At 63.5% G+C, this 12,581-nt stretch carries 12 protein-coding genes; 6 read left to right on the top strand and 6 right to left on the bottom strand.

Annotated elements, in window-relative coordinates; genetic code table 11:
* Positions 1-174 precede the first annotated feature (174 nt).
* The 5 genes from recA to smpB all read right to left on the bottom strand — a co-directional run bounded on the left by recA (position 175) and on the right by smpB (position 5,217).
* The gene (gene recA / locus ABIE62_RS06565) at positions 175-1,242 is read right to left on the bottom strand and encodes a recombinase RecA (protein ID WP_354324582.1); all 1,068 of its coding nucleotides are present in this window, start codon (positions 1,240-1,242) and stop codon (positions 175-177) included.
* Between the two features lie 128 nt (positions 1,243-1,370).
* On the bottom strand, positions 1,371-3,797 hold the full coding sequence (locus tag ABIE62_RS06560) for a response regulator (protein ID WP_354324963.1): 2,427 nt from the start codon (positions 3,795-3,797) through the stop codon (positions 1,371-1,373).
* Positions 3,798-3,963: 166 nt separating this feature from the next.
* Positions 3,964-4,497 carry a DUF2062 domain-containing protein gene (locus ABIE62_RS06555; protein ID WP_354324580.1) on the bottom strand — a complete coding sequence of 178 codons (534 nt, stop codon included), beginning with the start codon at positions 4,495-4,497 and terminating at the stop codon, positions 3,964-3,966.
* A 74-nt stretch (positions 4,498-4,571) separates the two neighbouring features.
* Positions 4,572-4,727 (bottom strand): hypothetical protein, encoded by a 156-nt coding sequence (locus ABIE62_RS06550; RefSeq protein WP_354324579.1) that lies wholly within the window; start codon positions 4,725-4,727, stop codon positions 4,572-4,574.
* Between the two features lie 7 nt (positions 4,728-4,734).
* Positions 4,735-5,217, bottom strand: a complete 483-nt coding sequence (gene smpB / locus ABIE62_RS06545; protein WP_354324577.1) for an SsrA-binding protein SmpB — start codon at positions 5,215-5,217, stop codon at positions 4,735-4,737.
* Between the two features lie 114 nt (positions 5,218-5,331).
* Between smpB and ABIE62_RS06540 the strand changes: the two genes are divergently transcribed.
* A complete protein-coding gene (locus tag ABIE62_RS06540) occupies positions 5,332-6,396 on the top strand; it encodes a succinylglutamate desuccinylase/aspartoacylase family protein (protein ID WP_354324575.1) in 1,065 nt (354 codons plus the stop codon).
* Positions 6,397-6,495: 99 nt separating this feature from the next.
* On the top strand, positions 6,496-7,260 hold the full coding sequence (locus ABIE62_RS06535) for a hypothetical protein (protein ID WP_354324574.1): 765 nt from the start codon (positions 6,496-6,498) through the stop codon (positions 7,258-7,260).
* 18 nt (positions 7,261-7,278) lie between these two features.
* Here the strand turns inward: ABIE62_RS06535 and dapA are convergent, their stop codons facing one another.
* Positions 7,279-8,160: a 4-hydroxy-tetrahydrodipicolinate synthase gene (gene dapA / locus ABIE62_RS06530; RefSeq protein WP_354324962.1), complete on the bottom strand. Its 882-nt coding sequence runs from the start codon at positions 8,158-8,160 to the stop codon at positions 7,279-7,281.
* Positions 8,161-8,272: 112 nt separating this feature from the next.
* Between dapA and ABIE62_RS06525 the strand changes: the two genes are divergently transcribed.
* Genes ABIE62_RS06525 through rlmN form a run of 4 tightly spaced genes read left to right on the top strand, consistent with a single transcriptional unit; the run spans position 8,273 to position 12,577 of the window.
* On the top strand, positions 8,273-10,231 hold the full coding sequence (locus tag ABIE62_RS06525; RefSeq protein WP_354324572.1) for a lytic transglycosylase domain-containing protein: 1,959 nt from the start codon (positions 8,273-8,275) through the stop codon (positions 10,229-10,231).
* A 13-nt stretch (positions 10,232-10,244) separates the two neighbouring features.
* Positions 10,245-10,724, top strand: a complete 480-nt coding sequence (locus ABIE62_RS06520; RefSeq protein ID WP_354324570.1) for a GreA/GreB family elongation factor — start codon at positions 10,245-10,247, stop codon at positions 10,722-10,724.
* The gene (locus ABIE62_RS06515; protein WP_354324569.1) at positions 10,717-11,205 is read left to right on the top strand and encodes a hypothetical protein; all 489 of its coding nucleotides are present in this window, start codon (positions 10,717-10,719) and stop codon (positions 11,203-11,205) included. Before ABIE62_RS06520 ends, ABIE62_RS06515 begins: the two co-directional genes overlap by 8 nt.
* A gap of 40 nt (positions 11,206-11,245) precedes the next feature.
* The gene (rlmN, locus tag ABIE62_RS06510; protein WP_354324568.1) at positions 11,246-12,577 is read left to right on the top strand and encodes a 23S rRNA (adenine(2503)-C(2))-methyltransferase RlmN; all 1,332 of its coding nucleotides are present in this window, start codon (positions 11,246-11,248) and stop codon (positions 12,575-12,577) included.
* Positions 12,578-12,581 lie beyond the last annotated feature (4 nt).

Here is a 12,581-nt window from a genome sequence, read left to right as displayed (position 1 = left end):
CTGGAGGGGGTCTAGAAGGGGTCTAAGGGGGGTCTAAGAGGGGTCTAACCCACCCCTAACGCGGGCCTGCCGGGTAACGAAAAGCCGGCGCGCGCGACTGGGGAGAAGCACACGCCGGCATTCCGGTTTTCCGGGCTGGAAGTGCACAGCACCTCCGCAACGCCCGCTTGAGGATCAGTCGTCGGAGTCCGCGTCCGGCCCCGTCATCATTTCCTCGGCAACCTTGTCGGTGCGGCTGCGGATTGCAGCTTCCAACCGGTCGCAAACTTCCGGGTTTTCCTTGAGGTAGGTTTTGGCGTTTTCGCGGCCCTGACCAATCCGGATGCTGTCATAGGAGAACCAGCTCCCCGATTTTTCAACCAGCCCCGCCTTCACGCCGAGATCGATAATCTCACCGATCTTGGAGATGCCTTCGCCGTACATGATGTCAAATTCGACCTGTTTGAACGGCGGGGCGACCTTGTTCTTGACCACTTTCACGCGGGTTGCGTTGCCGGTGATTTCGTCGCGATCCTTGATCTGCCCGGTGCGGCGGATGTCGAGCCTGACCGAGGCATAAAACTTGAGCGCATTGCCGCCGGTGGTGGTTTCGGGGTTGCCATACATCACCCCGATTTTCATGCGCAGCTGGTTGATGAAGATCACCATGCAACGCGAGCGGCTGATCGATCCGGTCAGCTTGCGCAGCGATTGCGACATCAACCGGGCCTGAAGCCCGACGTGCGAATCGCCCATTTCACCTTCGATTTCAGCGCGCGGCACCAAAGCCGCGACCGAATCGATCACCAGCACATCAATCGCGTTGGAACGCACCAGCGTATCGACGATTTCCAGCGCCTGTTCGCCGGTATCGGGCTGCGAGACGATCAGCTCGTCAATATCCACGCCCAGTTTCTTGGCATAGACTGGATCAAGTGCGTGTTCGGCATCGACAAATGCCGCCGTGCCGCCGGCCTTTTGCGCTTCGGCGATGACGTGCAGTGCCAGCGTCGTCTTGCCCGAGCTTTCCGGGCCATAAACTTCGATCACCCGACCGCGCGGCAAGCCGCCGATGCCGAGCGCAATGTCGAGCCCCAGCGATCCGGTCGAAATCGATTCGACCTGCATCGTTTCCTTCGAGCCCAGCTTCATCGCTGAACCCTTGCCAAACGCCCGATCAATCTGAGCGAGGGCTGCTTCGAGCGCCTTTTGACGGTCCACGGCTTTCTTGTCCTCTTCCACCAGCTTCAATTGCGTAGCCATCGCATGCGCTCCTTACCTTGCCTAGGGGTGATCGGCAGTTATCGACCATCAGCCCTTGCCAAGGATGTATCGCATTTGTTCTGTTGGAACAAGTGGGGAACGAAAATAATTTCCTACAACCCGCGCAATTACTTCGCTGCGCTTGCGTCGGCCTCCTGTTCGGCGCGTGTCTGGCGCAGCACCGCGCCCACCTTGTCGCCGATTGCCGCGACGCTGAACGGTTTGGCGATGAAGTGCATGTCGGGGATGTTGATGTCGCGGCGCAGCTGTTCTTCGGCATAGCCTGACATGAACAGCACCGGCATTTGCGGCAGCCGCGCCCGGATCGCGCGTACCATCGCCGGGCCGTCCATCCCCGGCATCACCACATCGCTGACCACGATATCGAACGCCGCGCCCGGTGCGGCAATCGCGGCCAGCCCTTCTTCGCCGCTGGCGCAGGCGGTCACATCATAGCCTGCGCGCACCAAGGCGCGTTCGGCGACGATCCGCACCATATCCTCATCTTCCACCAGCAGCAGCTTGCCGCCCGCCGACCAGTCGGAGGATACCAGCGGCTGGGCTTCACGCTTTTTCGGAGCCTCCCCGCGATGCACCGGGAAATAGACGGTGAAGCGCGCGCCGGTTGTCCGGCCCGTCTTGTCGGTAATGTTGTCGGCAAAGATGAACCCGCCCGATTGCTTGACGATGCCGTAGGCGGTCGACAGGCCCAGCCCGGTGCCCTTGCCCTGTTCCTTGGTGGTGAAGAAGGGTTCAAACAATTTGGGCAGCACATGCGGCGGAATGCCCCCGCCGGTATCCTGCACGATCAGCACGGTGTAATCGGCGGGCGGGAGCACTTCGGAACCCAGCTGGAGCACCTGTTTGGCCTGCAATGACCGGGTGAACAGCGAAATCCGCCCCGTCCCGTTGCCGCGTGACTGGATTGCATCGCGGGCGTTGACCGCCAGATTCATGATCACCTGTTCCATCTGCTGCGGATCGGCGCGCACCGCGCCCAGATTGCGATCATGCTGGACGTAATAGGTGATCTTTTCGCCCAGCAGGCGCTTGATCAGCGGGCTGACCTCGCTCACCACGTCGGGCAGTTGGATAACCTCGGGCCGCAGCGTCTGCTGGCGCGAGAAGGCGAGCAATTGCCGGGTCAGCGCGGCGGCGCGGTTGGAATTGGCGCGGATCTGCTGGATATCGTCATAATCGCTGTCGCCCGGAATATGGCGCAGCAACATCAGATCGCAGGTGCCGATGATCGCGGTCAGCACATTGTTGAAATCATGCGCGACCCCGCCGGCCAATTGCCCCACGGCCTGCATTTTGGTGGCCTGCGCGACCTGACGGCGCAGCTGGTTTTCCTGGCTCGAATCGGCAAGGCTCAACAGCACGGCCGCTTCGCCCAGCCCGCGCACGCCAGCCAAGCCGAGCGATACTGGCTCTTCGGGGCTATCTACCAGCCGCACGGCAACATCGCCGCTGGTCGATGGCCCGCGCCCGTGGCGGCGCACCGCATCGGACATCGCGGCCTTATCTTCGCGCACCACCAGATCGGTGGGGAAAGCGGGCAAGCCGCGCCCTTCGCGCCCGACCGATCGCAGGAACGCTTCGTTACCAAACAGGAACCGCCCATCGCGATCGGTCATCGCAAGTCCCAACGGCAATTGTGCGAGCAGCGCATCGAGCTGTGCGACCCCCGCCTGCGCTGCGCCGTCCCAGCCAGAACCGATACCCACCCCGCTATCGATCAGCAGCATCAGCGAAGTCGCCTCGTCCGGCCCGGCGGGTGCGGCCCGCGTTTCGGGATCGACCAGCGGCACATCGACCAGCGTTTGCGGGGTGCCGCCGCGCCCTTCGCGGGCAAAGAAGATGCGGTCACGTTCGTCCGAGCGCAGGAAGCTGACAAAATCCTGCCCCACCAGCGTCGCGCGATCATCACCCGCAGCGCGTTCGGCAAACCCGGTGCTGACCGCGCGGATCACGCCGTCTGCCGTGGTAATCGCGGTTTCAATCCCGGCGCGGCTGAGCATTTTGCCAAACGGCCCGGCCAGATCGAGCGCACCCAGATCAGCGCCGCTTTCACGCGTGATCGGGCGCAGCCGCCAGATCAGGTGGTCTTCGCCCCGCCCGGCGCGCTGTGCGGAAATATGCCAATCGCTTTCATCCAGCCCCGCCACCTTGTCGAGCGCGGCCGACCCATCGCGCCACGCCGTGCGGGCGAGCAGCGTCACCGCCTCCAGCGCATCGCGTTCAAACGGCAACGCGGGCGGCGCGGCGCTGACCCCGAAGCTGTCCAGAAACAGGCTGTTGGCGCACACCATGCGGTTGGCGCGATCGGTGATGGCGATGGCCTCGCCCGCGCGCTCTATCGCGGCGACGGTGACGCTCCAGTCCGGGGCAGCGATGCTGTCAGTTGCAGGTTCGGCGCGCATCCGGTCAAGCAGCATCACCCCGCCCAGCAACACGCCCGCGCCCAGCACAAAGGTGATCGCCACCAGCCAGCTTTGCGTAGCGGCGAACAGCACTGCCGCGCTGACTGCCAGCGCACCGCCGAGGCCCAGCATCAGCGTGGATGGCGGCGCAGCGCCTTCGCTCTGCGCCGCGGCTGGGGCGAGAAGCACGTTGGGGCGGTGTGAGGGGGTACCGGTGGGGCGGGACAAACGGGACGCTCCTGTTGCAAAAATCAGCCAACCGCAAACGCCCGCGCGTGCCGATGGCTTCGCGTCTGTCCTACTGCGAGCCGAGCCGCTGGTCGAGCCGCGCTTCCATAACCTTCAACCGTTTGGCGCGCCGCCGCAACACCACAGCGCGCCAGACCCAGCCGGAAATAATCCAGCCGAGCGCGGCACCGACCACCGCAAGGACGATAAAGCCAAACGCGGTCGTTCCGGCCATCTGGAAGAAATCGACTACCGCTGCCCACGCCCCCGATTCCATCGCCACATTCGCCAGCGCGGGCCCGTCTGCATCAATTCGCAAGGTGAAATGGCCGACCTTGTTGGCGACCACCAGCCAGAACGGCAGCGTGAACGGGTTGGTGACAAATGTTACCAGCGCCGCCAGCGGCACATTGGCGCGCGATGGCAGCGCCAGAAACGCAGCGAGGAAAATCTGCCCGACCGGGATGATGAACGCCGCGAACAGCCCCAATGCCACCCCGCGCGGCACCGAACGGCGGGTAAAGCGCCACAACTCGGGCGACAGAAAACGGTGCGCAATCGGCGCAAGGTATTTGTTGCGCGCCATCTCTTCGCGTGAGGGCATGTGCTTGCGGATCAAGTCCATCGCCCAGGTCTTTGAACGCCAAGACACAGGCCGTTGACGAGGGTCAGGCGTGGTCACAGCTGCACCTCTCCGCCGAAGCGCAGGCGCGCGGCGTAAATCCGGTAAGAACCGGCCAAGTTCAGCATGGCCACCATGATTGCCCATATGGGTAGCACCAGCGTGCTGACCAGTGTGTGAATTGCCCGCAAGAGGATAAATTTCAGCCGCACCTTTGCATCAGCCCTTTTCGCGCATCAGCCGCGCTTTGTCGCGTTTCCAGTCGCGTTCCTTGGTGGTGGCGCGCTTGTCGTGGGTTTGCTTGCCCTTGGCGAGCGCGAGTTCAACCTTGGCGCGGCCGGTGCTGTTGAAATAGACCATCAGCGGCACCAGCGTCATCCCCTTGCGCTCCACCGCGCCGAGCAGCTTTTCGATCTCGCGTTCGTGCAGCAGCAATTTGCGCGGGCGGCGCGGTTCGTGGTTCAAACGGTTGCCGTGGCTGTATTCGGGGACGTTGGCGTTGATCAGCCATACCTGCCCGTCCTTCACCTCGGCATAGCTTTCGGCAATGCTCGCCTCACCTGCGCGCAGGGCCTTCACTTCTGTGCCCTGCAAGGCCAGCCCCGCTTCGAACGTGTCCTCGATATAGTAATCGAACCGCGCCCGGCGGTTTTCGGCGACGATCTTGAGCTTGTCGAAGGTGACGGGTTTGGGGCGTGCCATGGGACGCGCGATGTAGGCATTGGCGCGCCAAAAAGCGAGGGGGCATCGGGGGCTTTGCGCTTTTGCTGCGCGCAAGCTAGTCGATGGGCACACAGCACGGGGAAACGCGCCAGCATGGAATCAGCCCAGCCATTCACCATCGCGGGCGAGGATTTAGCCCCCGGCACCGCGCGCGATGTTGCCTTCCCGATCACCACACTGGCGACCGGCACAGCGTCATCACTGGGCGTGCGGGTGCTCCACGGCGCGCGTTCCGGCCCGGCAGTGTTCGTCAGCGCCGCGATCCACGGGGATGAAATTATCGGCACGGCGGTGGTGCAGCGGCTGGCGCAGGAGCTCGACCCGCAGACATTAAGCGGCACGGTGCTGCTGGTGCCGGTCGCCAATATCTTCGGCTTCATGACTCGTTCGCGCTATCTGCCCGACCGGCGCGATCTCAACCGCAGCTTTCCGGGCAGCGCGGGCGGATCGCTGGCGGGACAGTTGGCGAGCATTTTCTACCGTGAGGTGGTGGGGCGCTGCCAGCTGGGGATCGATATCCATTCAGCCGCAGTGCACCGCTACAACCTGCCCCAAATCCGTATTGCAGCAGGCAACACTGGTCTGGTCGAACTGGCGATGGCGTTCGGCGCGCCGGTCATCATCGAAAGCCCCCTGCGCGATGGATCCTTGCGCGATCTGGCGCAAAAAAAGGGCGTCGATATGCTGCTGCTGGAGGCGGGCGAAGCCTTGCGGTTTGACCGGCTCTCGATTGAAACGGGCGTGGCGGGCGTCACCCGCGTGCTTGCGCATCTGGGCATGATCGCGGCGGATGATGGCCTCGCCACCGTCGGCATTCCGGCGCGCGCCAACCATTCGGTATGGGTGCGATCCCCGCGCGGCGGGGTGGCGCATATGCAGCGCGAATCCGGCGATCCGGTGCGCAAAGGCGATGTGCTGGCGCGGGTCAGCGGGGTGTTTGGCGAGGAAGCATTGGAACTCATCAGCCCGATCGACGGCATCATCATCGGCCACGCCACCTTGCCGGTGGTGCATCAGGGCGACGCGCTGTTCCACATCGCCCAGATCGCCCACCCCGAACGCGTCGGCGCGCAGATCGAAAGCATCACCGAAGCGATTCTGGCGAGCGAGCCGGAAGGTTCAGCCAAGGCGCTGCTTGATGAGGACGAGGTGATTTAGGATAACAGCCTATCAACCCGCCTTCGCCGCGCCCTACCCTTGATCGGCTTTTTGTAGTATCACTTGGCGTAGTTCAAAAACTCTCCGGGGGGGGATATCATGATACGGAAGCCCGTGGCCGCAGGCGCGCTGATTGCATTGACTTTTCCGGCGATGCTCAGCGCTGACGACAATTCTTTTTCGTTCCCGATCGACGAATTGCGATTCAATAAAATCACACCCGCCGCAACCTTAAGCCTCGCCAACAAGGCAACGGTGAAAACAGTCGCGGCGCGGCGATTGGTGGTGTCCGGGCCAAACCCCGAATTCACTGTCACCGCTGTGGCCTCTTGCAAGGACGGTGCAAAGCTGACCGGCGTGCAAGTATTCGCTGGTGGAATGGTCAATCATGGTGGCCAACTTTTCCCGATGCAGGGGTGGGGCCAATCGGCCAAAAACACCGCGATCGCAGGGCAGAAGGCGGCCCTGGTCACGATGAAGGTCAAAGTGAACATGACGCGTGAGGCAAGCAATAGCCTTGTCGACCTGACCTTCAATCCGGCGCGCGAATTCGAAAGCAAGCTGGCAGCCTTCGCAGCCAAGGGTGGATCAGCCGTGTATTATATGCAGGCCGCCGAAGCGTTCGACATGACAATCCCGATCCATTTTGCGGCCTGGTGCAAGATGGGGCCGAACGACACGAACTTCCCCAACATGGAAAGGGGCGGTTTCGTCCGTCGTGATGTCCCGGTAACTATCCTTTACCAAGGCGATCCGAAAATCGTTGATGGCGTTGGCGTCAGGGCCACAGTCGGCGGAACTGAGGGCGGAAAGATAGCCCCTCCTGCCAAACCCAAGCCGCAACGGGTCAAGACACCGGAATAGCTGCCGGTGATTGTGCTTTCACGCCAGCCCAGCTGAAACCAACGCTTCATCCACGGCGCGCTTTGCCTCATCCGAGCATTCGACCAGCGGCAGGCGCACCTCTGGCTCGATCCAGTCGTGCACGCGGGAAAGCGCATATTTCACCGGCGCGGGGCTGGCGTCGGAGAACATTGCATAGTGCAGCGGGAACAGGCGATCATTTAACTGCCGCGCCTGCTGCAATTCGTTCGCCGCAATCGCTGCGTGGAACTCGGCACACAGCGCAGGCGCAACATTGGCTGTCACCGAAATGCACCCGCGCCCGCCTGCCGCCGCGTGGGGCAGCCACAACTCGTCATTGCCCGAAAGCTGGCAGAAATCGCGCCCGATACCCATGCGGTGATCGGCCACGCGCGACAGATCGCCGCTGGCATCCTTGATCGCGATGATCCGGTCGGGATATTTGCGCACCAGTTCGACCACCGTGTCATCCAGAATATCGGTCACGGTGCGCGCGGGCACATTATACAGCACGATCGGTAGTTCGCAGTTTTCCGCCAGATAGCTGAAATGCGCCACCAACCCGCGCTGGCTGGGGCGGTTGTAATAGGGGGCGACGCACAGGCCCGCCGCCGCGCCGGCCTTTTTGGCGAAGTTCATGTGCAGCGCGGCGTTGCGGGTGTCGTTCGATCCGCAGCCAGCAATCACCGGCACGCGGCCGGCCGCCTGTTCGATGCACACCTCGATCACGCGGTGATGTTCCGCGTTCGACAGGGTCGAGGCCTCCCCCGTCGTCCCGCAGGGCACCAAAGCCGCGCTGCCATTGTCGATCTGCCAGTCGACCAATCGCCGGAAGGCGCTCTCGTCAAACGTCCCGCCGCGAAAAGGAGTCACCAGAGCGGGTATCGATCCGCTGAACATTGCCATTTTCCTGCCAAAGCCATTAGGTAAGGTGGATCAAGGTGCGAAATGAAGCTTCACGTCCCTCTCCTGTTAAGCGCCTGATAAGGAGCCGATTGGCACTATGTCCAGCATGGACCGTAATTCTATGATTTCCTTGCGGGTTCTGACCGCGATTGGATTCGGCACGGCGATGGTCGCTGCCGCGCCGCTGGCCGCGCAGGTTTACGTTGCGCCTGCGGGCGATAATATGGTCGCGCGTCAGCCCGCCGCGATCAGCGCAGCGGTGGCCCGGTGGGAAGTGCTCCACGCCAATCGGGAACTGGCATTTGCCGATTATGCGGGGTTTGTGCTGGCCTATCCCAGCTTCCCGCGAACGGAAATCCTGCGCCTGCGGGCTGAGGCCGCGCTGGAGAAGGAGGCCCCGCCGCAGGCCGATCTGCTACGCTATTTCGATGCCAACCCGCCGCTGACCAATCCGGCGCGCGCACGCTATGCGCTGGCGCTGGCCGGGGCGCAGCGGCCCGAAGCCGTGGCCGAAGCGAGGCTGGCATGGCGCGGCGGCGCGATGAGCGATCCGGCGGAGCTGTATCTGTCGGGCCTGTATGGCGCGCAATTCTCGCCTGAAGATCACGCCGTGCGGATGGATGCGCTGTTGTGGCAGGGCAATGCCGATGCGGCAGCGCGGCAGGTGATGAACCTGCGCGAAGCTGACCGGGCGTTGCCGCTCGCCCGCCTGTCGCTGCTGCGCGGTGCGCGGCCCGAGGCCGCTGGCCTTGCGGTGCCCGCCGGGGCTGAGGCCGATCCGGGCTATATCTTCAACCTCGTCAAACATCTGCGCGCTACCGGCCAAGCCGGGGAAGCGGTGCGGGTGTTCGCCAGCCGCCCGACCTTCACCCGACCTGCCCGCGATCCCGAAACCTTCGTGGGTGATCTGCTGGCGCTCGCCAAGGCAAGCGGCGCGCGCGGCGCAGTGCAGGTTGCCAGCCGCACCGATGATCTGTTCGCGCCGGGCACCGACCTTTCGCTCACAAGCTTTACCTTGCGTGATCGTTACACCGATCTGATGTGGCTGGGCGGCACCAAAGCGCTGTGGGATCTGGGTGACGGCGCGGCGGCCGCACCGCTGTTCCAACGTTATGGCGATGCCGCCAAGACCCCGCTGACCAAGGCCAAGGGCTATTTCTGGGCGGGCCGCGCCGCGCGCCAATCGGGCAATGAAGCCGATGCGGTGCGTTATTTTGAAATGGCGGCGCGCTGGCCTGATTATTACTACGGCCAGTTGGCGCTCGCGGCGATGAACCGCCCGATGCCCGCCTTTGCCCCCCTGCCCCAACCCGCGATGGACGCATCCGTGCGCGCCGAATTTGAAAGCCGCCCGCTGGTCAAGGCGATCCGCGCCATCGCCGCAGGTCGCCGCGACTGGCGCACCGAACGCCGCTTTTTCGAGGCGCTGGGCGATGAGGCTGACAGCCCCGAAGAAATGCTGATGGCCGCCATGCTGGCGCGCGAAACCGGGCTTGATGAAATGGCCGTGGTGCTGGGCATGAAAGCGGGCGAAAACGGGCTGGCCGGGCTGGAACGGATCGGCTTTCCCACCGTCTCCACCCCGCCTGTCGTCAATGACTGGGTGATGGTGCACGCGATCAGCCGTCAGGAAAGCGAATTTGACCAGCACCGCGAAAGCCATGCCGGTGCGCGCGGGGTGATGCAGTTGATGCCGGGCACCGCGCGCGAACAGGCGGGCAAGCTGGGGATCAATTACCTGTCAGCCGATCTGACCGCTGCGCCGCATTACAATATCCAGCTGGGCGATGCCTATTTCGTCCGGATGATGAGCTATTACGGCGGGGCCTATCCGCTCGCAGTGGGGGCTTACAATGCCGGGCCGGGGCGGGTGAACCAATGGCTGCGACTGAACGGCGATCCGCGCCGGGGCGATACCGACTGGGTCACATGGGTTGAGAAGATCCCGGCCAATTTCGAAACCCGCTATTACATCATGCGGGTGATTGGCAATGCGGTGACCTATTCGCATATGTATCCGGCCGAAGCGGGCCTGCCGCGCCCGGTCGATGCCTTCCTGCGTTGATCCCCTGCGCGTCATGAAAGTTCAGGGTCAACCGATCACGCCTGCGGGCATGGCTGCGTTAAAGGCGCGCTATGACCTGTTGCTCGGCAGCGAACGCCCGGCGATTGTCGAGATTGTCAGCTGGGCGGCAGGCAATGGTGATCGCAGCGAGAACGGCGATTATCTCTATGGCCGCAAGAAAATGCGCGAGATCGACCGTGAACTGACGCATTTGATCAAGCGGATGAAGGCGCTGAGGGTGGTTGATCCGGCGGCGCAGATTGACCGCAGCCGGGTGTTTTTCGGCGCGCAGGTGGTAATTGCTGACGCGGATGACAACAGCCAAACCGTGACGCTGGTCGGCGATGATGAACAGGATGCGGGCGCTGGCCGGATCGGCTGGAACTCCCCGCTCGCCAAGGCATTGCGCGGCGCGCAGGTGGGTGATCTGCGGATGGTCTCCGTGCCGTCGGGTAGCCGCGAATGGGAAGTGTTGAGCATCGCCTATGACTAGGCTGTTCGCCCCGATAGCTGTGGCCGCCGCCCTGCTGATCACCCCGCCGCTGGCTGCGCGTGACAGCCTTGGGGTGTATGACGGGTGGGCCGCGTTCAAGGATGTGAGGCCGCTACGCTGCTATGCCATCGCCAAGGCGCAAGGATCACCGCCCGCGCCCGCCTATGCCACAATCTCGACATGGCCGGACAGGAAGGTGCGCGGGGCGCTACACCTGATGCTGTCGCGCGAAGTGGTGGACAAGGCTCCGGTGCGGCTGGCTATCGGCGCAAACCGTTTCACCCTCGTCGCCAAGGGCCGCAATGCCTGGGCCAAGGACGCGCGCGACGACGCCGCAATCATCGCCGCGCTGCGCTCTGCCAGCCGGATGAGCGTATCGGCAAGCAGCACCAAGGGCGGCCGGTTTACTGACCGCTACGCCCTTGCCGGAGTGGCGACGGCGATGGATGCGGCAACCGTAGCTTGCGCCAAGCCGCGCTGACTGGTCAAACCGCGCATCCGCGACTATAGGCGCTCCACCCATGGCCGATACTGCACTCATGACCATCCCGGGCCTCAGCGACCCGGTGCCTGCCGCGCGTGACATCACGCCGCGCGCCGACGGGCGTATTGACCTCCTCGGTCTGTCTCGGCCGCGCATCTGCGAATTGTTCGCCGCCGCCGGGTTGGACGCCAAAGCGGCCAAACTGCGCGCCAAGCAGGTGTTCCACTGGCTCTATCACCGCGGCGTCACCGATTTCGACGCGATGACCGACATCGCCAAGTCGATGCGCCCGTGGCTCAGCGAACGCTTTGTGATCGGGCGGCCAGAGATTGTCGAGGCGCAGCACTCCGCCGATGGCACCCGCAAGTGGCTGCTGCGCACCGCCGATGGCCACGATTACGAGATGGTGTTCATCCCAGATGAGACGCGCGGCACGCTGTGCGTTTCCAGCCAGGTCGGCTGCACGCTTAATTGCACCTTCTGTCATACTGGCACGATGCGGCTGGTGCGCAACCTGACGCCGGGCGAGATTGTCGGCCAGGTGATGCTCGCGCGCGACGCGCTGGGCGAATGGCCGAAAGCCGGAACTACCGCGAATCCCCGCGCAGGCGGGGACCTCGGGCAATATGGCGCTATCCCGACTGAGGCCCCCGCCGTCGCGGGGGCGCACAATAATGCCGATGACGAGGACGAGGACGACTTCGAATACACCGCCGATGGCCGGTTGCTGACCAACATCGTGATGATGGGCATGGGCGAACCGCTTTATAATTTCGATCATGTGCGCGATGCGCTGATGCTGGTGATGGATGGCGATGGCCTCGCCCTGTCAAAGCGCCGCATTACCCTGTCGACCAGCGGCGTAGTGCCGATGATGGCACGCTGCGGCGCTGAAATCGGCGTGAACCTCGCAGTGTCCTTGCACGGCGTGCGCAAGGAAGTGCGCGATGAACTGGTGCCGCTGAACAAGAAATACGGGCTTGAAGACCTGCTACAGGCCTGCGCCGATTACCCCGGTGCATCCAACGCGCGGCGCATCACGTTTGAATATGTGATGATCAAGGGCAAGAACGATTCCGATGATGACGCGCGCGAATTGGTGCGGCTGCTCAAAGCCTATAATCTGCCCGCCAAGGTCAACCTGATCCCGTTCAACCCGTGGCCCGGCAGCGGCTATGAATGTTCCGATCCCGACCGCATCCGGCGTTTTTCCAACATCGTGTTCGAAGGCGGCATTTCCGCCCCGGTGCGCACGCCAAGGGGGCGCGATATTGACGCGGCCTGCGGCCAGTTGAAAACCGCTGCGGAAAAGAAATCGCGCGCGCAGCGCGACCGTGAGGCAGCGGCGGCGGCGGCGGCGGCCGTCTAGCCTG

This window comes from Porphyrobacter sp. MBR-155 (genome assembly GCF_040547625.1).
Taxonomy (GTDB): Bacteria; Pseudomonadota; Alphaproteobacteria; order Sphingomonadales; family Sphingomonadaceae; genus Erythrobacter.
This window is presented reverse-complemented; position numbering and strand designations above follow the sequence as displayed.